The 22,082-nt window shown below is 35.2% G+C and carries 25 protein-coding genes; 10 read left to right on the top strand and 15 right to left on the bottom strand.

Going from position 1 to position 22,082, the window contains the following annotated elements; genetic code table 11:
- Positions 1 to 615: 615 nt before the first annotated feature.
- Genes hisD through M0Q24_RS06285 form a run of 5 tightly spaced genes read right to left on the bottom strand, consistent with a single transcriptional unit; the run spans position 616 to position 4,614 of the window.
- Positions 616 to 1,905 (bottom strand): histidinol dehydrogenase, encoded by a 1,290-nt coding sequence (hisD, locus tag M0Q24_RS06305; RefSeq protein ID WP_295048560.1) that lies wholly within the window; start codon positions 1,903 to 1,905, stop codon positions 616 to 618.
- Between the two features lies 1 nt (position 1,906).
- Positions 1,907 to 2,332, bottom strand: a complete 426-nt coding sequence (locus M0Q24_RS06300) for a DUF255 domain-containing protein (protein ID WP_295048558.1) — start codon at positions 2,330 to 2,332, stop codon at positions 1,907 to 1,909.
- Positions 2,325 to 2,849: a shikimate kinase gene (locus M0Q24_RS06295; protein ID WP_295048556.1), complete on the bottom strand. Its 525-nt coding sequence runs from the start codon at positions 2,847 to 2,849 to the stop codon at positions 2,325 to 2,327. The genes M0Q24_RS06300 and M0Q24_RS06295 overlap by 8 nt, the downstream gene beginning before the upstream one ends.
- Positions 2,850 to 2,887: 38 nt before the next feature.
- Positions 2,888 to 4,168, bottom strand: a complete 1,281-nt coding sequence (locus M0Q24_RS06290) for a hypothetical protein (protein WP_295048555.1) — start codon at positions 4,166 to 4,168, stop codon at positions 2,888 to 2,890.
- Positions 4,169 to 4,173: 5 nt separating this feature from the next.
- Positions 4,174 to 4,614 carry a hemerythrin domain-containing protein gene (locus M0Q24_RS06285; RefSeq protein ID WP_295048553.1) on the bottom strand — a complete coding sequence of 147 codons (441 nt, stop codon included), beginning with the start codon at positions 4,612 to 4,614 and terminating at the stop codon, positions 4,174 to 4,176.
- A gap of 147 nt (positions 4,615 to 4,761) precedes the next feature.
- Here M0Q24_RS06285 and M0Q24_RS06280 point away from each other — a divergent pair, with 147 nt between their 5' ends.
- Genes M0Q24_RS06280 through crcB form a run of 7 tightly spaced genes read left to right on the top strand, consistent with a single transcriptional unit; the run spans position 4,762 to position 9,877 of the window.
- The gene (locus M0Q24_RS06280; RefSeq protein ID WP_295048551.1) at positions 4,762 to 6,072 is read left to right on the top strand and encodes a S41 family peptidase; all 1,311 of its coding nucleotides are present in this window, start codon (positions 4,762 to 4,764) and stop codon (positions 6,070 to 6,072) included.
- 8 nt (positions 6,073 to 6,080) lie between these two features.
- The gene (purC, locus tag M0Q24_RS06275; protein WP_295048549.1) at positions 6,081 to 6,794 is read left to right on the top strand and encodes a phosphoribosylaminoimidazolesuccinocarboxamide synthase; all 714 of its coding nucleotides are present in this window, start codon (positions 6,081 to 6,083) and stop codon (positions 6,792 to 6,794) included.
- 35 nt (positions 6,795 to 6,829) lie between these two features.
- Positions 6,830 to 7,069, top strand: coding sequence for a phosphoribosylformylglycinamidine synthase subunit PurS (gene purS, locus M0Q24_RS06270; protein WP_295048568.1), 240 nt, complete (start codon positions 6,830 to 6,832; stop codon positions 7,067 to 7,069).
- Complete coding sequence (purQ, locus tag M0Q24_RS06265; protein ID WP_295048547.1) at positions 7,069 to 7,746, top strand: phosphoribosylformylglycinamidine synthase subunit PurQ; 678 nt, start codon at positions 7,069 to 7,071, stop codon at positions 7,744 to 7,746. The genes purS and purQ overlap by 1 nt, the downstream gene beginning before the upstream one ends.
- Entirely contained in the window at positions 7,743 to 8,846 is a 1,104-nt protein-coding gene (locus M0Q24_RS06260) for a hypothetical protein (RefSeq protein ID WP_295048544.1), read from the top strand. Before purQ ends, M0Q24_RS06260 begins: the two co-directional genes overlap by 4 nt.
- Positions 8,824 to 9,522, top strand: a complete 699-nt coding sequence (locus M0Q24_RS06255; RefSeq protein ID WP_295048542.1) for a 1-acyl-sn-glycerol-3-phosphate acyltransferase — start codon at positions 8,824 to 8,826, stop codon at positions 9,520 to 9,522. The genes M0Q24_RS06260 and M0Q24_RS06255 overlap by 23 nt, the downstream gene beginning before the upstream one ends.
- Entirely contained in the window at positions 9,491 to 9,877 is a 387-nt protein-coding gene (gene crcB / locus M0Q24_RS06250) for a fluoride efflux transporter CrcB (RefSeq protein ID WP_295048540.1), read from the top strand. Before M0Q24_RS06255 ends, crcB begins: the two co-directional genes overlap by 32 nt.
- Here crcB and M0Q24_RS06245 read toward each other — a convergent pair whose 3' ends face one another.
- Together M0Q24_RS06245 and M0Q24_RS06240 are read right to left on the bottom strand one after the other, a co-directional pair.
- Positions 9,878 to 10,447 carry an ATP-binding cassette domain-containing protein gene (locus M0Q24_RS06245; RefSeq protein ID WP_295048538.1) on the bottom strand — a complete coding sequence of 190 codons (570 nt, stop codon included), beginning with the start codon at positions 10,445 to 10,447 and terminating at the stop codon, positions 9,878 to 9,880.
- 4 nt (positions 10,448 to 10,451) lie between these two features.
- Complete coding sequence (locus M0Q24_RS06240; RefSeq protein ID WP_295048536.1) at positions 10,452 to 11,144, bottom strand: dUTP diphosphatase; 693 nt, start codon at positions 11,142 to 11,144, stop codon at positions 10,452 to 10,454.
- Positions 11,145 to 11,344: 200 nt separating this feature from the next.
- Between M0Q24_RS06240 and M0Q24_RS06235 the strand changes: the two genes are divergently transcribed.
- On the top strand, positions 11,345 to 11,518 hold the full coding sequence (locus M0Q24_RS06235) for a uracil-DNA glycosylase (protein ID WP_295048533.1): 174 nt from the start codon (positions 11,345 to 11,347) through the stop codon (positions 11,516 to 11,518).
- Here the strand turns inward: M0Q24_RS06235 and M0Q24_RS06230 are convergent.
- From M0Q24_RS06230 to ovoA, 3 genes are read right to left on the bottom strand one after another with little or no spacing between them, the layout of a single operon-like run.
- Positions 11,499 to 11,909 carry a pyridoxamine 5'-phosphate oxidase family protein gene (locus M0Q24_RS06230; protein ID WP_295048531.1) on the bottom strand — a complete coding sequence of 137 codons (411 nt, stop codon included), beginning with the start codon at positions 11,907 to 11,909 and terminating at the stop codon, positions 11,499 to 11,501. The genes M0Q24_RS06235 and M0Q24_RS06230 overlap by 20 nt on opposite strands.
- Positions 11,902 to 13,086: a PatB family C-S lyase gene (locus M0Q24_RS06225; protein ID WP_295048529.1), complete on the bottom strand. Its 1,185-nt coding sequence runs from the start codon at positions 13,084 to 13,086 to the stop codon at positions 11,902 to 11,904. Before M0Q24_RS06225 ends, M0Q24_RS06230 begins: the two co-directional genes overlap by 8 nt.
- Positions 13,083 to 15,197, bottom strand: a complete 2,115-nt coding sequence (gene ovoA / locus M0Q24_RS06220) for a 5-histidylcysteine sulfoxide synthase (protein WP_295048527.1) — start codon at positions 15,195 to 15,197, stop codon at positions 13,083 to 13,085. The genes M0Q24_RS06225 and ovoA overlap by 4 nt, the downstream gene beginning before the upstream one ends.
- Before the next feature lie 32 nt (positions 15,198 to 15,229).
- Between ovoA and pgeF the strand changes: the two genes are divergently transcribed.
- Positions 15,230 to 15,985: a peptidoglycan editing factor PgeF gene (pgeF, locus tag M0Q24_RS06215; protein ID WP_295048525.1), complete on the top strand. Its 756-nt coding sequence runs from the start codon at positions 15,230 to 15,232 to the stop codon at positions 15,983 to 15,985.
- A 7-nt stretch (positions 15,986 to 15,992) separates the two neighbouring features.
- On the opposite strand, the gene amrB is transcribed toward pgeF, so the two are convergent.
- Positions 15,993 to 16,775, bottom strand: coding sequence for an AmmeMemoRadiSam system protein B (gene amrB / locus M0Q24_RS06210; RefSeq protein WP_295048523.1), 783 nt, complete (start codon positions 16,773 to 16,775; stop codon positions 15,993 to 15,995).
- Positions 16,776 to 16,798: 23 nt separating this feature from the next.
- Positions 16,799 to 17,371 carry an AmmeMemoRadiSam system protein A gene (gene amrA / locus M0Q24_RS06205; RefSeq protein WP_295048520.1) on the bottom strand — a complete coding sequence of 191 codons (573 nt, stop codon included), beginning with the start codon at positions 17,369 to 17,371 and terminating at the stop codon, positions 16,799 to 16,801.
- A 205-nt stretch (positions 17,372 to 17,576) separates the two neighbouring features.
- Between amrA and M0Q24_RS06200 the strand changes: the two genes are divergently transcribed.
- Positions 17,577 to 18,437, top strand: a complete 861-nt coding sequence (locus M0Q24_RS06200) for a YitT family protein (protein ID WP_295048518.1) — start codon at positions 17,577 to 17,579, stop codon at positions 18,435 to 18,437.
- A 2-nt stretch (positions 18,438 to 18,439) separates the two neighbouring features.
- Here the strand turns inward: M0Q24_RS06200 and dxs are convergent, their stop codons facing one another.
- From dxs to fliG, 3 genes are read right to left on the bottom strand one after another with little or no spacing between them, the layout of a single operon-like run.
- Complete coding sequence (gene dxs / locus M0Q24_RS06195) at positions 18,440 to 20,260, bottom strand: 1-deoxy-D-xylulose-5-phosphate synthase (protein ID WP_295048566.1); 1,821 nt, start codon at positions 20,258 to 20,260, stop codon at positions 18,440 to 18,442.
- A gap of 6 nt (positions 20,261 to 20,266) precedes the next feature.
- Entirely contained in the window at positions 20,267 to 21,052 is a 786-nt protein-coding gene (gene fliH, locus M0Q24_RS06190) for a flagellar assembly protein FliH (RefSeq protein ID WP_295048516.1), read from the bottom strand.
- Between the two features lie 2 nt (positions 21,053 to 21,054).
- The gene (fliG, locus tag M0Q24_RS06185; RefSeq protein ID WP_295048514.1) at positions 21,055 to 22,080 is read right to left on the bottom strand and encodes a flagellar motor switch protein FliG; all 1,026 of its coding nucleotides are present in this window, start codon (positions 22,078 to 22,080) and stop codon (positions 21,055 to 21,057) included.
- Positions 22,081 to 22,082: the final 2 nt, after the last annotated feature.

Genomic DNA, 22,082 nt, shown 5'->3' with positions numbered 1-22,082 from the left:
ACTCGCGGTATTTTCCCACTACTTATCCATTACATAAAAATTATTTTAGTTTATTATTTTATCTGAGCTTAATTGTAAGTTTGCTTTTTCAGTAAAATTTGCCTTATCCTATAACGGGGGCGCGGGTGAGTAACTGCCGTTGGAAAACCTTTAGGTTTTGCAATGGTTGCTTGCTCCTCCCGCTTGTTGTCTGGTGCGAATGCAACAGATTACAAGTGGGTGTTCAACCCGCGCCCCCGTTGTCTGGATGCGAAGCGTCCAGACAACTATTTATTCAATCACATTATATGTAAAGAAATCTTAATTAACATAAATAACTAACACGATATTTGAGTGTTAAAAATGAAATTATGTTAAAAATATGACATGGTGCAATATTTTTAAGTAAAAAAGAAAATAATGTATAAGATTCTTAAAGTTAGAGTGTTCGTTTAATACTGTATATTCAAATTAAACTACATTTTCTAAAGAAACTTTTCATCAAAGATGAAATCGCCTCGGCTAGTTTTGTGTGTTATTTTGCAAATATATTACATAACACACATAATGTTACTTAAGTGAGGGAGAAAATACACCCCTGTGAATTTTTACATGACTATTGAGACAAACTCAATATCAACTCAGTCTAACCCTTACAGATTGCTCATGTGCAGTCAATCCTTCTGTGCTTGCTATTAGTGCGCACTCTTCACCTATTTCATTTATAGCTTTTTTAGAAAAAGAGATGATAGAGGTCTTTTTCATAAAGTTCTCAACTCCAAGCGGAGAGAAAAACTTAGCAGTTCCACCTGTTGGTAGAGTGTGGTTTGGTCCAGCTACATAGTCACCAATAGCCTCAGGAGTGTTATGTCCTAAAAATATCGCTCCAGCGTGTTTTATGTAAGCTAGATATTCAAAAGCATTATCAGTCGCAACTTCTAAATGCTCTGGTGCGATCTGATTCATAAGATCTATGGCTTCTTCCATATTTTCAGTAACTATAATAGCACCTCTTTCATCTATGGACTTTCTTGCTATCTCTTCTCTTGAGAGCTTTTTAAGCCAAACTTCTATCTCTACTTTTACAGCATCAGCTAGTGTTTGTGATGGAGTTATAAGTATGGAACTCGCCATCTCATCGTGCTCAGCTTGAGAGAGCATATCTATGGCTAAATGGCTTGGGTTTGCACTATCATCTGCCAGTATTCCTATCTCGCTAGGTCCTGCTATCATATCTATGTTTACATCACCAAAAACCATCTTTTTTGCAGTCGCTACAAAGATATTTCCCGGACCTGTTATAACATCTACTTTTGAAATTGTCTCTGTTCCATAAGCCATAGCCCCAATAGCACTAGCGCCACCAACTTTATAAACTTCACTAACTCCACAAAGATGACAAGCAGCTAATAAAAGTTCGTTTGGCTCATTGTCTGGAGTTGGAGTAGTTACGATGATCTTTTCTACACCTGCAACCTGAGCGGGGATAACATTCATCAAAAGTGAAGATGGATATGCAGCTTTTCCACCTGGGATATAAAGCCCTGCGCTATCAACTGGAGTCACTTTTTGACCTAAAATCGTTCCATTTGATTCTGTGTCAAACCACGATTTTGGTTTTTGTTTTTCATGGTAAGCTTTGATTCTGTCATATGCTAAGTGCAGAGATTTTTTTAGTTTTGGATCTAGGTTATCATAAGCTCTACTCATAGACTCAGTTGAGATTTTGAGATCTTCATCGCTCTTTGGAGTCCAGTTATCAAACTTTGCTATGTGCTTCTTTAGTGCTTCATTTTTATCAAGCTTGATCTCATCTATTATGCCAGTAACTATTGCACTAACTTGTGCTATGTCCATTTTTCCTCTTTGCAAAAGTTCTTCAAAACTCTTAGCAAAATCACTGTTTTTTGTATTTGTAAAAATCATCTTATTTTCCCGCTTTTATATACTCATCAAACTCTTGTTTTACAACACCTAACGCTTTTACAAAATTATCTGCATCTATTGCACCCATTATTGGTTGATACATAGGATCGCCATTTGGGAGTAAAAACCAGATAGCTGGTGTTCCTGGTTGCCAAAGTGCTTTTGGCATAAAATCATTCTCATCACTATATGAAATTATAGATATAAAATCTCTGTTTAGTGCCTCGGCGACTCTTTCATCTTTTAAAGTTGTTTCATCAAGGATGACACAAAACTTGCATGTATGTCTTGAAGATATAAACAAAACTGGTTTTACAAATCTTGTTGCTTCTTTTATCCCAGCATCATAATCTTTTGCCCATTTTATCTCCGATGCCATCATAGAAGTAGCAAAAAGTAGTGTTAAGTATATTATTATTTTACGCATGTGTTTTTACCTTTTTTAGAAGTTCTTTTGAGCACTCTACGGCACTTTTTTTTGTTACATCTATTACTATATCTGCTATTTTTAAATACTCAGGACGACGCTCATTATAAAGCTCCTGTGCTTTTTTAAGATCTTTTAGAAGTGGTCGTTTTTTTAGTTTTTTCAAAGCATTGGGATGATGTTTAATTCGCTTGATTATCTTCTCAAAAGGAGAGTCTAAAAGAACGATTGTTCCTATCTTTTTAAGATTTTCTTGTTTATAAAAACCTCCACCCGTTGAGATAAGAGTATTTTTCACACTACTCTCTAGCCACTTAGCAACATCAGATTCAAGTTTTCTAAAGTAGCTCTCTCCATCTTCGGCAAAAATATCTTTTATTTTTCTATTTTGCATACTCTCTATTATATCATCAGTATCAATGGTCATATAATCAGAGTGCTTTATGACTTCACGAGCCACACTACCCTTTCCAACTCCCATAAATCCTATTAAAACTATATTTTTATTCTTTAACATTTACTCGGCCTTTAGATCTAGATCTATGCTTTTAGATATCATGCAAATGCACTCATATCAAAATCTGGTTTAGTTTTTTTAACTCTTTTATATATCAAAACTGCTGTGATGATATTGTATTGCAAGATTACCATACTAATGATAAAAGCCATAGAAAACAGACTTAAATATGCCTCTAGATAGTAAGAAAAGATAAAACCAAGAAGTGATCCAACAAAAAGAATAAACTGAATTAATGCTAACTTTTTATCTATCATCTCATTCATAGTTGGGATGTTCATATAGCCCATCGCATTTAGATGAAACCAAATTAAAAATGGAACTATTTTGTATAACATTCCTATCATAATAGAGAGTATAAAACCCCCTATAAAGATTGAAGTTACAACTATGTGCTGGCTTAAATAAAACTCGTCCCCTATCCAAAACAAAGAGCCTAGCGCTAAAAAAATGCTTGAAGTTTTATAGTAAAGAAGTGTGATATCACTAACTTTTCTTTTTCTGTTTTTTATCTTTAGCAAAAAAACAATTGCAAATGAAGCAAAAAATAGAACGATCCAGAGCTTTGCAGCTACTGCATAGCTTTGGAAAAACAGACTCGTTATCATCCACAAAATTAGTGATATTGAGATAAACAAAACTACTCTTTTTTGATAAAAATCTTTAAACTTTGGTGCTACATAAAACATTGGCAAAACTTGAAATGTCACCCCAACTATTAAAATTCCCGCAAAACCAAAGATTGCCCAAACACTGTGAGTATTTGCGACTATATTTCTATAAATAGAGGCATCTGGATCTATGTAACTAAAGAGTAAAAAGATCCCCATTAAAACGCTAAAAAGAGCAAAAACTAAACTCAGACTCATCCCTGTAACTGTAGGAGTAAAGTTTTTAACTTTTTTTATAGCCATAAAAATCACAACTATCATTGCCAAAAATCCAGATCCAAGCAAGAGCATGGCAAAAGCATTGAGAAGTGCCACCTCAAACTTTAAACCCACGATCATAAAAAGCGTTCCTAAAACCATAGCTATATGCGAGATCTTAGTCACAAGATCTACTCGATACATCTTAACTCCAGCTAATACTGGAAGCATCTGAGTCAGAGATCCAAGCATAACAAAACTCATAAAACCTATGGTTATAGTGTGTGTAATGACAATGCTATCTATAGAGTATCTGCTTTGTAAGGCACTTACATCACTTAGTAGCATCAAAATTCCAGCAAGAATGGCAAAAAGTGGTGCACTTAAGTAAAATCTAAGTGGCGCTGAAATTGGAGGAGCTTGCTCTAGTGAGAGACCGTTAAACTGCACTTTTTTTACTCAACAATCATAGACTCCATCATATCCACAACTCTTGGAGCTTCTGCGCTTAAGTGTTGTTGCGCCATAGTGTAGAGCATCTGTTCCTCTTTCATATTGTGTTGTTGCATAAGTATCATAAGAGTCTCTGAGAGTCCAAAAAACTTATCTTTGTTATCAGCTTCTAGCGCTTCGCCCATCTGTTTTATAAGACTTCTCATCTGAGCGTGTTCATGCCTCATCATTGCAGTTGGACCTTCCGTCATTCCTGTTTTTGTCTCAAACTCTACAAACATAACTCTCTCTTCCATTTGGAAGTGTCTCTCAGTCGCTTTTGCAAACTCTTCATAAGACTCTTTTGCATCACTTAAAGATTTGCTAGCATTTTCTTCCATAGTCGCAAAATAACCATCACATCTACTATGATCTTGTGTTAAATACTCTTTGATTGAACTCATTTAATTTTCCTTTTTTGTAATAAAATACATTTTAAATTTTTTGTATTATATAAAAAAAAACTGAATCTTTTATCTCACAAATCAATAATTTGTTATTTAACCATCTTTTTACTATAATGTCCATCTTTAAAAACAATGGGGAAACATATGAGCAACAAAAAATATATAACACTGGGTTTTACCACTATAGCAGTAACATTAACTATACTTTTTTCTGCAAATCTTTTTGCAAAAACTGCAGATAGTTCAAAAAAAGAAGCTTCTAGACTTGAAGCACTTGCAAAGTTTACAAAAGTCATAAGCATAGTTGAGCAATACAATGTTGACAATGTAAGCATTGAAGATCTTATGGATAAAGCACTTCAAGGGATGATGACAAATCTTGATGCACACTCAAATTTTTTAACACAAAAAGACTATAAAAAGCTCAAAGTTCAAACAGATGGGGAGTTTGGAGGTCTTGGTATTACGGTAGGCATCCGTGATGGAGCTTTGACTGTAATTGCTCCTATTGAGGGAACTCCTGCTGATAAGGCTGGCGTAAAGTCAAGTGATATTATCTTAAAAATCAATGACGAATCAACTCTAAACATGACTATAGATGAAGCAGTCTCACGTATGAGAGGAAAAGTTGGCGAGCCTATAGAGATAACTATTGTAAGAAAGGGCGAAGCAAAACCACTTGCTATAAAGATTGTAAGAGGTATTATAACTATAGAATCAGTCTATACAAAGACTATATATGATGACATTTTATATGTCAGAGTTACAAGTTTTGATAAAAAAGTTATTGAAGATGTCTCAAAAGCGATAAACAAGAAAAAAGCAATGACAAAGGGTATCGTCTTAGATCTGAGAAATAATCCTGGTGGCTTACTTGATCAAGCAGTTGGTTTAGTTGATTTGTTTGTTGATAAAGGCGATATCGTATCTCAAAAAGGTCGCAAAGCATCAGATGACCAGGTCTATAGCGCTAAGAGCTCGAACACTATGACAGATGTTCCCGTAGTAGTCCTTGTAAATGGTGGAAGCGCATCAGCTTCAGAGATAGTTAGTGGTGCCCTACAAGATCATAAAAGAGCTATTGTAGTTGGAGAAAACACTTTTGGAAAAGGGAGTGTGCAAGTTGTGCTTCCTATAACTCAAGATGAAGCTATAAAACTTACCATTGCAAGATACTATCTTCCAAGTGGAAGAACTATTCAAGCACTAGGTGTAAAACCAGATATTGAAGTCTTTCCAGGCGTTGTTCAACAAGATGAAAATGACTTTTCTATAAAAGAAGCAGATCTTAAAAAACATCTCGAAGAAGAACTTGTAAAAACTGAGACTAAAGCCAAAAAAGCAGAAGAAAATGGCGATAAAAAAGATATAATTTCAAAAGAACAACTATATAAAGATATTCAACTAAAAGAGAGCGTTGATATCATAAGAGCATTAATCATAGTAAAAGGATAAATAAACAGATGCAAAAAAGAGAATTACTCTATGAAGGTAAAGCTAAACGGCTTTATTTAACAGATGATAAAGACTTAGTTATTTCAGAGTTTAAAGATGATTTGACAGCATTTAATGGCGAAAAAAAGTCAAGTGAAGTTGGAAAAGGTGCACTTAACAACAAGATCTCAACTGAGTTGTTTAAACTCTTAGAAAAAAATGGTATCCAGACTCACTTTGTAGAGATGCTAGATGATAATCATATGCTTCATAAAAAGGTCGATGTTATCCTCATTGAGGTTATAGTTCGTAATATTGCAACTGGAAGTTTAACTAGAAATCTAGGTATTGAAGATGGAACGGTCCTTCCTTTTACTCTAGTAGAATTTGACTATAAAAATGACTCGCTAGGTGATCCAAAACTAAATGACCAACACGCTCTTATCTTAGGTTTAGTTGAGTATCAAGATGAGCTTGATAAACTTCGTAGAATCGCAAGACAAGTAAATGACATACTTCGTCCTTACTTCTTTGAAAAAGGTTTAAATCTTGTTGATTTTAAACTAGAATTTGGAAAAGACAGTAGTGGAAATATCATCTTAGTTGATGAGATCTCACCTGATAATTGTCGTTTTTGGGATGTTGAGAGTGGTGAAAAGATGGATAAAGATAGATTTCGTCAAGGTCTTGGCGGATTAGCAGTAGCTTATGAGCAGGTTCTAAATAGAATTCTCTCAAAATAACACAATTTGAAAATAACTATAGGAAATAAACAATGATAAAAGCAATAGTAAATGTATCTTTAAAAGCAGGCGTATTAGACTCTCAAGGTAAAGCGGTTCACCATGCACTAGAATCATTACATTTCAATGGTGTAAAAGATGTTCGTGTTGGAAAACAGATAGTTTTACAACTTGATTGTGATGATAAAAAAACAGCTCTAGCTGATGTAACTAAGATGTGCGAAGACCTTTTAGCTAACACAGTTATTGAAGACTATGAGATAGAGTTAGTATAATGACAAAGGTTACGATTTTACAGTTTCCTGGGACTAATTGCGAATACGATACTCAGTACGCATTTGAGAGACTTGGAGCTAAAACTGAGATACTTTGGCACAAAGCAGACAAGGTTCCACAGGATACTGATCTTTTAGTAATAGCTGGTGGTTTTTCTTATGGAGATTACTTAAGAAGTGGTGCTATTGCAAGATTTTCTCCTGTTATGAAGGCAGTTGAGGCTTATGCTAAAGCTGGCGGAAAAGTTCTTGGTATCTGTAATGGTTTTCAAGTTCTAACTGAGGCTGGGCTTCTTCCAGGTGCACTAAAGAGAAATGAACATCTTCACTTCTTATCAAAGCATCATCATCTAAAAGTTATAAATAATGACAATGATTTTTTAAAGAATCTAAGTGTTGGTGATGTTGTAAACATCCCTATCGCTCACCATGATGGAAACTACTTTATAGATGCAGATGGACTAAAAGAGCTAGAAGAGAACAATCAAATACTTCTAAGATACACTGACGCAAATGGAGTTGAACAAAATCCAAATGGAAGCGTTGAGTCTATCGCTGGGATCTGCAACAAGCAAAAAAATATTTTTGGTCTAATGCCTCATCCTGAGAGAGCAATGGAGACAATACTAGGAAGCGATGATGGCGTAGCTATGCTTCAAGGATTTTTAAAAGCGTGATTCGTCTAATCTTTTTAGGGTTGTTTCTTTTAACAACTCTAGGTGCAAATGAACTCAGCACAACTGAAGATGACAACATATCAATAGATGCAACTTTACCAAAAATTCTATATCTTAACTTCAAAACAACTCCCAAAAGAGTAATTAAAGGAGAGATCTTCCCTGTTACTCTAAAGACTCTCTCAACTGTAAAAGAATTTTCAAATATTACTTATGAACTTTTAAATTATGAGGGTCTAAAACCTTTAAATGAAATACCATATAGAGAAAAAGACTCCAGATATTTCTATGATACTTTTTACTTTCTTACAACAAGTAGCGATGCGAAGATACCTGACTTTAAAGCTACTTTAGAGGGCTTTGACGACACTCTTTACAGAGATACTACTCTAAGTGGCTTTAAACTAAATGTAGTCACACTTAACCCTAAAAATAATTTTGCAAATATAGTAGCTGATAGCTTCGAACTTTTAGAATTTAAGACAACTGCATATGACGATGAACATAATATTGTAGTCTTTGTAGCCACTGCTAAAAACTGCGATATTGCTTCATTTGAGTTAAAAAATGCGTATAAACAAGGTATCGAGTCCATAACAGAGTCACACTTTAATTCTAAGTTGGTTTACTACGGGGTTATAAAAAAAGAGGTTGAGAATCTCTCTTTTTCTTACTTCAATCTTTTGCAAAACAATTTTGTACGTTTGAATATTCCTATAATCGTAGATGATGATAGTGTCACTACACAAACTGACTTAAAACCTAAAGATCAATCTCACGATAGAGTAAAAATGCTCCTTGCAACAATTATAGCTTTGGTTGCTTTTTTACTTATTTTGTGGAGAAAAAAATATATATACTTGGTTTTCATACTAATCCCTTTAGCTTATGTTATATATATAGCTATTCCCTCAAAAGAGGTTTGTATAAAAGTAGGCGCTAAGATATATCTGCTTCCAGTGCATAATGGAACTATTTTTGAAAAAACAAATACACTTTACTACTTACAAAAAGAGGGAAGCGTAAAAGACTTTGTAAAAGTAAAACTTAAAAATGAAAAGATAGGTTGGGTTAAAAATGAAGATATTTGCAAAGATTAGTTGGCTTTTTGCAACAATAATAATTTTCTCTTCTCTAACATTGATGATAATTTTCTACTATATAGTTCCTAAACCATATGCTAGAAAAATGTCGGCTTGGCTCATTAGGCTTAGTACTTTTTTTACAGTAGAGATCCAAGGTTGTGAAGATAAGGATGCACAGATGTTCTTAGTTAACCATCAAAGTGATTTAGATATCTGTGTCATGGAAACAATAACAAACAAAGATTTAGCTTGGGTTGCAAAAAAAGAGCTATTTGATATACCTTTTTTTGGTTTAGCGTTAAAATTACCAAAGGATATCGCAGTAACAAGAGAGAGCAAGACATCTTTACTTAAACTCCTAAAAGATGCCAAAGATAGATTAGATAATGGTAGAGTTATCACTATGTTTCCCGAGGGAACACGCTCTACAAAATCTAAGATGCTACCCTTTAAATCAGGGGCAAAGATGCTAGCAGATAAGTATGAGCTTCGCGTTCAACCTGTTGTTATTATGCAGAGTGCGAAGTATTACAATGTAAAAAAGTTTTACTATAAACCTGGCAGTATAAAAGTTATATTTTTAGATTCTTTTATGGCAAAAAAAGAAGATAAAAATTGGTTAAATAATCTAAGAATAAAAATGCAAAAAGTATATGATGATGAGCTATCAAACAATCCTAGCCATAGGTAGTGGCGGTTTTATCGGTGCAATATTAAGAGTCTACCTCAACGGTCTGATCTCTAGTAATGTTCCCCATGAACTCCCCTTTGGAACTCTTGGTGTAAATCTTGTTGGAAGCTTTATTATGGGGATTTTAATAGCTTACTTTATGTATACTACACTCTTTTCTATGCATGCAAAATCATTTCTTAGCACGGGGGTTTTAGGAGCATTGACAACATATTCTGCTTTTGCCATAGAGAGTTTTTTCCTCTTAGAGGGTGGTTATATTATTTTAGCTTTAGTAAATATCTCTCTAAATGCCTTTGGAACTGTTTTTATGGCTGCTTGTGGTTTTTATATCACTAAATATTTTTTAGCATAATCAAATCTCGATAATCTCATCCCCGCACCATTTTGCAAGTTCCAAGTCGTGTGTAATAATTAGCATTCCTACCTCACCTAATGAGCCTAGCAACATCCTCATAACTTCAAGTTGTATAACATTATCAAGTGCAGAGGTTGGCTCATCTAGTAGCAATATTTCACTCTTCATAAGCATAGCTCGCAGTATTGAGGCTCGTTGGAGCTGACCACCTGAGAGTTCATGTGGAAGTTTTAAAAGTAGCTCATAATCTAAATTTAGTTTACTTAAATATTGCTCTATATCGCTTATAGAAGCTACATCTTTTATCTGGTTTATTAGGCTATAACTTGGATGAAAAGAGCTATATGGATCTTGAAAAACCTCAGATGCTCTTTTGCATTCAACACTTCCATTAAGAGGTCTTAAGTTTCCTAAAATCAATTCAAAAAGTGTACTCTTTCCAGCTCCACTAGCTCCAACTATAACTTTTATCTCGCCTTTTTTTAGACTAAAAGAGAGATTGTCAAAAAGTAAAAAATCTTTTTTATATCCAAAAGATAAATTTTTAACTTCTAAAAGAGTGCTCAAATATTTAGCTCTTAGTCATCGAAAGATATAACTTTGTAAGTTCATGATAGAGTGCATCTGGTGTTATATCAGCATTATCTTCCCAGATTCGTTTCATGATAATATTATCCTCTTCTCCTGCCCAAACTTTAATGTAGGTTCCTTCTTTATAACCATTATCTTGACGAAATTGATTTAAGATATTTTTTCCAACATAGAGACGATAAAGAGTTTCTAAATCTAGCCCACTCAAAATAACTAATTCAAAAAAGTCGTTTACAAGAGCTTCTAGTTCAAGCTCTTCTTGGCTTAAAACTTTACGCATTATATCTTCAACTTTTACTATGATCTTTTTTTGAGATGCAAAGTCATCATTTTTTATATCTATTTTAGAGAAACTCTCTAAGTTAGCTATATTGATAGCCAGCTCATCTATGCCACCTCTTAGAGTTTTATTGTAATTCTCTATAGCCAAACTCATCACAAAGTGCCATACATCAACTACTTCTATCTGCAAGTTTGCCCAGTCAGGCTCTTGTTTGATGTTTTTCCAATGTTTCCACGAAAAACTATCAATCATCTCAGCACACTCCATATAGATACATCTTTCCCAGTTTATCTCTTTAGCATCTTTGGTCAATCCCTTAACCCAGTTTTCTCCATTTGTTGCATCATTTAATTGCGATTGAAGTTGTAACATCAATAATATCTTGTCCAAATTATATTCCTTAATTTTATTTCACACCCTCAAGGGGTACCCTTTTGGCTCCCATGCTCCGCGTGGGAGTTTATATATACTATAAACACATATATGAGTTCCAACGCAGAGCATTGGAACTAGGGAAACTTTTTATCTTGAAATAAGTTGTTTATTTTACCTAATATGCTAATATTCCATACTTAAACAAAGAAAGATAGATGAAAAGAATAAATTGTAGAAGATGTAAATTTTATTATGTTACTTGGGAAAAAAAACAGCCTCATGGATGTAGAGCTTATGGATTCAAGTCTGCACAGATTCCATCTATTGTGGTTTTTCAAAGTAGTGGAACCGAATGCTCACTATTTGAGCTTAAGACTCCTGCCAAATAATCTTTTTACCAAACCCTAACCTATTGTCAGTCAACTTAAAATAACTAACTTTTATCTCCCAAAGTTTCGCCCTCATTGCAATTGCATAGGGAAACTTTTTAAAATATAGTTTTTTTAAATTCTTATCTTCAAGCATTGTAAAACTTCCTTGAAACTGCACTCCTTGGATCTTTCCTACTTCTTTTGTCTCTAAAAGAATATTTCCTGCTACTTTTTGGTTTTTTAAAATGTGTTTTATATGTGTAGTATCATCGCTACTCGCCACCACAAAACATTGATCTTCATAAACATAAAAAAGGCTACAAACACTAAGTTCATCTCCATCGCTAGTTGCTAAACTTAAAACATGATGCTTATCTATAAAAGACTCTATTTTTTCTAAATCACTCATTGCTAAACTTTAACAAAGCCCCATCTAATCTTTTAACAATCTCTTGCATCTCATCACGACTAACTCCAAAATTTAACCTCATAAAGCCACTGCCCTCTTTTGAAAAACTAAGTCCCGTATTAAGCCCTAACTTTGCCTCTTTTACAAAAAACTCTTTTATTTTCCTGTTACTTAGCCCTAAGCCTCGACAATCAAGCCATGCAAGGTAAGTTGCCTCTATTGGTATAACTTTTATGATATTTTTATGTTTTTTACAAACCTCTACAAGTAGCTCATAATTGCCCCAGAGATGAACTTTTAACTCCCCTAACCACTCTTTGCCTTCTCTATAAGCGGTCTCAAAAGCCACTTGCGACAAAACACTACCTTGCCCAATATGCACTCTATGATAACTTTTAAGGAATCTTTCTTTGAGATCTTTGTTTGCAATGGCAACACTACTCATCGCAAAACCTGCCATATTGAATGTTTTTCCAACTCCTATGGCTGTTATGGTGATATCTCTAGCCTTTTGACTTAGCGATGCAAAAGGGATGTGCTTGTTTGGTGCATAGACTAGATCTGAGTGGATCTCATCGCTAAAAACTACGATGTTATGTTCTAAACAGAGTTCTAAAATCTCTTCAAGTTCTTCTCTTCTCCACGCTCTACCAACTGGATTATGAGGAGAACAAAGAAGTAAAAGTTTAGTCCTCTCATCTATCTTAGATCTAAGATCTTCTATATCAAAACTATATTTTCCATCACTACCTTGCACAAGAGGATTATTTAAAACTTCTCTTTTTTGCTCCTTTAGACTTGCTAAAAAAGGAGGATAGATTGGAGTTTGTACTATAACTTTATCACCCACATCACTAAAGGCATCGATCGCTAGATCCATAGATGCAACAACGGAGTGAGAGTAGAGCAGATCCTCTAGCGCATAAGAGATACCATGTTCACTCTTCATCCACTCTATTTGAGCTTCAAATGCACTGTCTGGCATCGACTGATAGCCAATGATGGAATGTTCTAATCTTTTTTTTACTGCTTCTAGTACAAAATAAGGTGTATCTATATTCATATCAGCCACCCAAGCAGGAAGCACATCTTTAGTGCCAAACAACTCCTCTCTTAGAGTATATTTCTCAGCCTTTGAGTTCTCTCTATCTGAGTGTGTTTTAAAACTATACTTCACTTCTTTTTCCAAATGCTGCATTGTGCGATGGTGTGTTGAAATTTTCTTGCTGTCTCTTTTATAACAAACTCCATATCTCTAAGATGCACAAGTTCAAAGTTTTCACTGAGTATCTCTTTTAAGCTATCTAGCGTTCTTACCTCATTGCCTTTAGCATCTACGAAACCACCAAGCCACATCTCTTTTTGAGTTGAACTCTCTTGCCATGTATATGGAGAAGTTATCATAAGTATCCCATCGCTATTTAATCTCTCATGGATAGTCTCTAAAAATAGTTTTGGATTATAGAGTCTGTCTATGAGGTTTGTAGCCATAACTAAGTCATATGAGTTTAGATTTGCTTTAAGATTACAAGCATCACCTTGCCAAAATGAGACTTTATGAGCAATGCCCTCGTAACCTAACTCTTTGATTGTGACCTTTTTATTTTGCACGAGATCACCCTCAAGTTTAGATGTAAAGGCAACATAACCTCTCTCTTTTAATCTTACTCCCACTTGAATAAAACGAGCCGAGAAGTCAACCCCCTCAACCTCATCAAACTCCTTTGCAAGTTCAAAACTAGCTCTTGTTGTAGCACATCCTAGATCTAGCGCTTTTGTTTTGTTTGTGCTAAATTCGCTCGCTACCTTTGCACACTCTTTTGCAAAGTTTTTAACTCCAAAGTACTCATCTCCATACTGAAACTCACAATATTGTGAAACTAACTCATCACTCTCATATATATCTGATTTACTCTCATTTTGATTCTCTGAGATAACATATCTAAAGCCTGCATTTTGAGGGAAGTGTTTTCTAAAAGCATATCGAGAGTGCTTCATGATTAAGTTTCCACTACTAGCCCAAGAAGATCCAACTATAAGTGCGTGTTTCTCATCAAATGTTGGAGCTGTGAAGTCATCATAAGCCTCATGCACTTTAAACCCATCAAATGGTCGCATAGGGGTTCTACTCCACTGCCAAACATTTCCCACCACATCAAAGATAGACTCGCCACTCTTTGTGTGAAAACCAAACTCATTTACAGGGCAAGAACTAGCATAATGATAAAAGTTGAGATTTGCGCGACTTTGATGAAATTCAGGTAGATCTTGAAGATTAACTTGCTCATAAATTGCTCTATATTCAGCTTCGCTAGGAAGAACAAAAAGCGCTCCATCTTTTTTACTCTTATATCTACAAAACGCTTCCGCCTCTAGAGCATTTACATCTACTGGCCAATCAAGTGGCATATCAATAACTTCACAAAGAGTTCTATATCTATACACTCCATCTTCACTGACCCAAAAAGCAGGATGTTTCGCCTTTGTGTTTTTGAGATATTCCAAGCCCTCTTCATCCCAAAACTCATCCCTCTCATAAGCACCACTCTCAACAAACTCCATAAACTCAGCGTTGCTTACAAGATATTTGGAAACTCTAAACTCATCTACCTCTTCTTCATAAGTTCCATACTCATTATCCCAACCATAAAGCTTATGTTGAGTATTTTTCCCTAGCTTTATATAAGCACCATCTATCTTTATCATCTCATTTTTTGGAGCCTCTGAGCTATGCGAACAAATTTTAAATTCTTCTGCACGCTCAACATCTTCAAGTGGCATCTGACGGTGAAGTACAAGTGAGGTCTCTATATGGATCCGCTCATGCTCGATCCCCATCAAAATAACCCACATAGGAGAGTTTTGTTCTATTGGGAGTTTTAGATCTAGGTTTAAAATGAGATCTTCTACAATAGCCTTAACCTTAGATCTATATTCCCTAACCTCTTGCACCTTTGGCCACGCATAGTTTTTTGAGTTCACATCATCCCATGCCATCTCATCAACGCCTACTGCAAAGATGGACTCAAAGGAAGCATCTACACGTCTATCTATTATCTTCATAAGTATAAGTTTGTTTATAAAAAAAGTAGCTGTGTGACCGAAGTAAAAGATCATTGGATGTCTTGATGGTTCTGACTTTTTATAAAAGATCTCATCGCTTTTTAAAGTCTCAAAAACCTTCTCAAAAAGTGTGTAAGTGTTGTTAAAATATTGTAGTATTTCTTCTCGTTTTGTCTCTATAGTGCCCTCATCAAGCGTAGGAGGATATATACTAAGATTGTTCAAATTAAACCCTTTTGTTTTGCTATAATTATTATATGAAAATTGATCAAAGCCCAAGATTAAAGAAAGACTCAAAACTCATTCACGCATTTACTACAAGAAATGGTGGATCTAGCAAAGCACCCTATAACTCGTTAAACCTAGCCTTTCATGTAGGCGATAATATAGACTCTGTTTTACAAAATCACAAGATCTTAGCCTCTAGATTAAACTACAAGAAAGAAACACTTGTTCATATGAAACAGATCCACTCTAGCACAGTTCATATAGTAGAAAAACAAGATGATTTCTCAAACCCTCCAACTTGTGATGCACTCATAACCAACAAAACAAATATCCCTCTTATGGTAATGGTAGCAGATTGCAGCCCTCTGCTTTTTTATGATGAGAGCAAAAGAGTTATCGCTGTAGCTCACGCAGGAAGAGAGGGAGCATTTCAAAACATCGCAAAAAATGTAGTTGATAGTTTTGTAAAAGATTTTGGATCTGATGCAAAAGGTATTGTTGTAACAATAGGTGCAACTATAGGAGTTTGTTGTTATGAGGTTGGGCATGAGATTGGACAAGTTGCACAAGAGCTAGATCTAGGATTTGCAATGGATCAAAGAGGTGATTCTCTTTTTTTAGATCTTACTAAAATCTTAAAGTCTCAACTCCTAACTTCTGGCATAAAAGAGCAAAACATCGAGATAAGCAAGGAGTGCAGTTGCTGCAAAGAGAGTAAATATTTCTCCTACAGATCCTCTAAGGAAACTGGAAGATTTGCTGGTGTTATTATGATGCTTGATTAAAAGCTTTCTAAACAAAACAAGCACTCATATAACCAACCACACTACTCTCATCTCCACTAGCATCACTGCTTGTTCTGTAGTCAAGCAAAATTGGCTCAAGCTGCTCTTTTTTTACACTCATCATCATAGCTTCAACTCCTAAAATCCCACAAGCTTCACATCCTTGATGCAAAAGTGAGAGATCTAGTTTTTGTATAGCTTCTATGCAGATATTATCAAGTCTATTGGCATACTCTTCGTTATAGAAATGGCTAAGATCTGTACTGATAATGACTCCACAATCTTCTAAACCCAAAACTAGATCTATCATCTTTGATATAGAAGAAGCACTCTCTTTCCCATAGACTAACTCAACAACTTTTGCATCACTCATATAGTGTTTTATAAAAGGAAATTGCACCTCAGTTGAGTGTTCTGCGTGAGTTATTTTTTCAGACAATCCAAAATTTCTCTCTAGTACCTCATATATAAGCTCACTTTTTGCAATTGGACCAAAAGGAGTAAGATACTCTGCTGATGCGCACATACTAACCCCATCAAATGCAACTCTATGCGATGGACCGATAACCACAAAGTTTTTCACACCACTCTTTGCTAAGATCCTATAAGCAATATTTGCCGTATATCCAGAGAAGACATATCCAGCATGAGGAACTATTACAGCCTTTGTTTTGACATCAGCCAATGAAGTATTCTCATCATATAAAGCAATGAAGTTATTAAAATATCTTAAAATATCTTTGGCCTCTCTTGGATAAAAAGAACCAACCACGCTCATTTCTCGTCTCATAATCTCTCCTTAGAAATTAAATACTATAACGATGCTATCTCATCAAATTCTGCTTCTATCGCTTCTACTCTATATCTTAAGATTTTGGGCTTTTGCGTGTATATGGAAGGATCTGCACCCGCTTTAAAACTTAAGTGTTCTAAAAAATCTTTTGTTTTTGGAAGCTGTTGCCACACTTGAGGTAAAAAAGTACCATGGTAAGAATCAAACTCTAAAATTAGCCCATCTTCATTTGGAGTAATTTTCTTTACTAACTCTTCATAACTACTATACTCTATCTCTTTAGGGTTGCTTAAGATGGAGACTTCAATACTAAGCTCACTAAGTTCATCCTCTTTTAATGGCGAGAATCTACTATCTCTAAAAGCACTCATAAGAGTGTTTGAGACTATATCATCATAGAGAGATCTATGGGCAATTATAGAACCTATGCATCCACGAAGAGCACCTCTTTTATGCAATGTAACAAAAGAAGCTCTCTTTTGAGAGAGTTGTGGATATTGCTTTAACAGCCTGTGTTTATCTATAGCCTCTTCTTTAGAGAAGTGATGCAGAAGTGTGTGTTTTGCAAGAGAGATAACTATGCCATCTAACATATTGTACTCCTAGTTTGAGATTTGTAATTTTCAGCCACATATTTGATAGTGTCGATATAATTTTACTAATAAAAATCTCATTTGTATTGAATTATTATAGCATTTGAAATTTGATTTTGGCTTTTTCAACCCTCTGTAAAATTAAACTAGCTACTTCCTTACTAATCTGCAAGTGGCACACTGTAATAAGTTAAAGGTTATTGTTTTGATAAATAAATTCGCTAATGCACCCATTCCAAAAGAGTTTCTTCGTTACATCTACATCACTATAGGCGCCACACTTTTAGCAACCGGTGTTGTTATGTTTCTAATTCCAAACCAAATAGTCTCAGGGGGAACGCCAGGTATTTCAATCTTACTAAATCACTTTACTAGTATTCCCACGGGGGTGCTAATGTTTATCATAAATACACCTCTAGTACTTATGAGCATCAAGTACATTGGAAAGGGTTTTGCCATAAGAACTCTTTATGTTATTGTAGTTACGTCCTTTATAGTAGATCTTTTTCATGAGTATCTACAATTATCAGCTTGGACAAATGAATCTATCCTAGCTAGTGTATTTGGTGGTATTTTTATTGGTTTAGGTCTTGGTTTTATTATTGCAGGTAATGCAACAGCTGGTGGACCTTCAATAGTAGCTAGAATTATTGCAAAAAAAATGCACTTAAAGGAGTCAAATGTGATAATTGCATTAGATACTTTTATTGTTCTTTGCGCTGGAGTTGCATTTGAGAGTTTTGAGAGCACTTTATGGAGTCTTATAGCTGTTTATATGACTTTAAGAAGCATGGATATACTTATATCTGGTCGCCCAACTGAAAAAGTGATTCATATATCATCGAAAAAAATAGAACTTATAAGTGAGCATATAGTAAAAAGATTTGATAAAGAGGGGATTATTTTAAGTGGATTAGGTCTTGAAAAACAAAAAGATAGACAACTTATGATGCTTGTCATAAGTAACAACAAAATCCCAGCACTTAGAGCTTTAATGGAGGAGCATGATCCTGATGGCTTCTTAGTTATTATCGAAGCATCAGAACTATTAGGAAGAGGACATTAGAATTAAATAAGTGCTTCTACTTTTTTAGCTAATTGTTTTGGTAGAAGTCCCAAAGACTCTTCGACTTGTTTTGTATTTCCATGAGTTATAAACTCATCTTCATACTCAAAACTCACAAGATCTACACCTGAGATCTTCTCTTTTGAGAAAAATTCTAAGATAGCAGATCCAACTCCGCCCATTTTAGAACTATCACTAAAGATAAACCATTTTTTATGTTTTTTAGACAGATCTTTTAGCATCTCAACATCTAGTGGTTTTACAAACCTCAAATCTAGAATGCTAACTTCAACTTCTAGTAGCTCAGCTGTCTCATAAGCTCGTCCCACTCCATTTCCATAACCAACAAATAATATACCACTACCATTTGAACGAAGTAGTTGAGACTTTGCCAATTCAAAAGGGGCTGACTCTGGTAAGTCTGTCTCTATAAATGATCCTCTTGGATATCTAAGTGAGCATGGATGCTCAAATTCTGATGCAAAGCCTAGAGCTTGATGAAATGATTTTTCATCTCTTGGAGCGAAGAGTGTCATATTTGGAATAGCTCTTAAAAAACTAATATCAAATGCGCCTTGATGTGTCTCTCCATCTTCACCAACTATTCCAGCACGATCTAGTGCAAAAACAACAGGGAGATCCATCAAACAGGTATCGTGTATAACTTGATCATAAGCACGTTGCAGGAATGTTGAGTAGATGGTGCAAAAAGGTTTAAAACCCTCTTTTGCCAGAGCCGCCATAGATGTTACAGCGTGTTGCTCAGCAATGGCTACATCCCAAAACCTATCAGGAAACGCCTCCATAAGTTCGCTAAGTCCTGTTCCGCTTGGCATTGCAGCGGTAGCACCAACTATTTTGTCATTATTTTTTGCTAAATGCATTAGGGCTTCTGTATAGATCTGAGTGGCACTCTTAGTTGAAGACTTTTTAGAACTGTGACCATTGCTCAGATCAAAAGGACCAACACCGTGCCACTTCTCCTCTTTGCCTTCAGCTATCTCATAACCCTTACCTTTTATGGTTTGAGCGTGTATAACAACTGGTTGTTTTAGGTTTTTAGCGGTCTGCATTATCTCTATAAGTTGAGATAGGTTATGCCCATCAATAGGTCCTATATAGTTAATACCCATCTCTTCAAACAAGATTCCTGGAGTGATGAGTTTTAAAGACTCTTCCATCCTTTTAGCTATATAGTGAGCACTCTCTCCAAAGTTATCTACAAAGTTTTCAGTATGTTTTTTAAACTTTTGATAGATTGGTGATGCCATTGCCGAGCTAAGCATTCTACTTATTGCACCGATGGGTTTGGCGATGCTCATCTCATTATCGTTTAGAATGATAACTAGCGGATAGTCTAGCTCTCCTAGTTCATTTAGTGCTTCATAGACCATTCCAGCAGTCATTGAGCCATCACCTATCATTACAACAGGAACTCTTGTTTCTTGCTCACCTTTTAACTTTATAGCCTTAGCCGCACCTACTCCTAAAGATATAGAGGTAGAGCTATGCCCAGCTACAAAGTAATCATACTCTGATTCGCTTGGTTTTGTATATCCACAAGTTCCACCAAACTGACGAAGCGTGTCAAAATCTTCCCATCTTTTCGTAAGTAGTTTATGTGCATAAGATTGATGTGACACATCAAAAATAAAAGGATCTTTTGTTACATCAAAAACTTTATGCATAGCTACAATTAGTTCAGTTGCACCTAGCGTCGAACTTAAATGTCCACCATTTTTACTAACAACTTCTAAAATTTTTTCTCTTATATCTTGACAAAGAATTTCTAGTTCTTTTATACTTTTTTCTTTTACATTTATCATTTTTTATTCACTTAAGGCCGCTCTTTTAACTCTCTCAAATCTTTTAGAGATTTGCGCGTCTATATTTCCTGCATCACTAATAGCAATGACTCCGCCCTCGCTAACTGCACCATCTGAGACTATTTCAACATGCTCTAGCGAACCTAGATTTTTCGATAAATCTCCATGGTTTTTAGGATTTACCTTTAGTTTTATCTTTGAGGCTCCTTGAAGATCTTTTATAAGTTCCCTTGATAACACTTCAGCTATCTCACTTGAGTTTTTTGAAAGCTCAACATTTATAACTTCTTTTGAGATATCAATTGCAGCACTGATTAGCTCAGACTTTATCCCCTCTAATGCTTTTTCATACTCTGACGCACTGTTTTCCAAAGTTTTTATAGAGTTTACAAACTGTTCTAAAGAGTTTTTGATGCTTCCTTTTTCTTCTTTTAAAGCTTGTTCTTTACCCTCTACTATACCTTCTTGAAATGACTCTTCTTTTACTTTTTCTATCTCTTTTTTATGATCTTGGCTCATCGATTCTAACTTCATTTGCAACTTTATAAAGTTAGATGACATCTCATCGGTTTTTTTCATAAGTGACTCTATAAGTGAGTCTTTTGAATTTGTACTTATTGAGCTTGAGTCTACACTCGTTTGAGGTTTTTCTAGCTCTTTTTCTTCAACTTTTTCTAAAGAACTTTTTTGTACATTAGCATTTGATGATGGACCCATAGCTAGTACTTTAAAAGTATATTTGTCGACATTGTGCTGTACAAGCTTTTCATTTGAGATTACAGTTGCCATCTCTACTCTACCATTTCATCGTTTGAACCCATTTGTATAGATCCAGCCTCTGCTAGTCCATTTACAAGTTCAACAATCTGTCTTTGAGAATTCTCAACATCTTTCATCTTAACAGCACCCAAAAATTGCATCTCTTCATCAAATGCTTCTTTAGCTCTCTCACTCATACCAGAGAAGAATTTCTCTTTAAGCTCTTCAGGCGCGCTCTTAAGAGCAAGCATAAGCTCTTTTTTATCAACCGCTTTAAGGATCTCTGTAATAGCGGTCTTATCAAGAGTAACAATGTCTTCAAATGTAAACATCATCTCTTTAATTTGAGTTGCTAGTTCTTCATCTATCTGCTCAACTTGCGATAGTGTAGCTTTTGCACTTTTTGCCCCTAGACGGTTAAAGATATCAGCAACCGCACGAGGTCCACCAACTTCGACTTTGTAAGATGCTAAAGATTCTAGTTTAGACTCTAGTACAGCTGAGACTCTCTTAATTACAGATGGAGAAATATCACCAAGTCTAGCCATTCTCATAGCAACTTCTGAACGCAGATCATCTGGGAAGAACTGAAGAGTATCTGCAGCTTCAGTTGGATCCATATGAGCTAGTATCAAAGCTACAGTTTGTGGATGCTCATTAACGATAAAGTCTGAGAGCTGCTGAGGCTTAATTTTTGATAGATAAGAGAAGTTTTGAATATTTTGCATACTCTTAGAGAGCTTATCTAAAACTTTTTTAGCCTCTTCTGGCCCTAAAGTTCTATATAAAAGTTCTCTCGCATATTCCAAACCACCAGATGTAATAAACTGACCAGATTGAAATATTGCATGAAACTCTTCAAGTATAGTAGTCGCTATCGCTTTTTCAACACTTTTATTGCCTGCAATATACTTTGAGATTTCTGTTATTGCATCTACATTCATATTTGAAAAGATTGCTGCTGTCGGTTCTTCCCCTAACTGCATTAGCAGTATAGAGATCTTCTCAGCCATACTCATTTCATCTAGTTTTGCTTGTTGCGTCGGATTTAAACTCATAA

Source organism: Sulfurimonas sp. (assembly GCF_023228785.1).
GTDB lineage: Bacteria > Campylobacterota > Campylobacteria > Campylobacterales > Sulfurimonadaceae > Sulfurimonas.
Note: the sequence above shows the minus strand (reverse complement) of the source record. Positions and strands in the feature narration are given on the sequence as shown.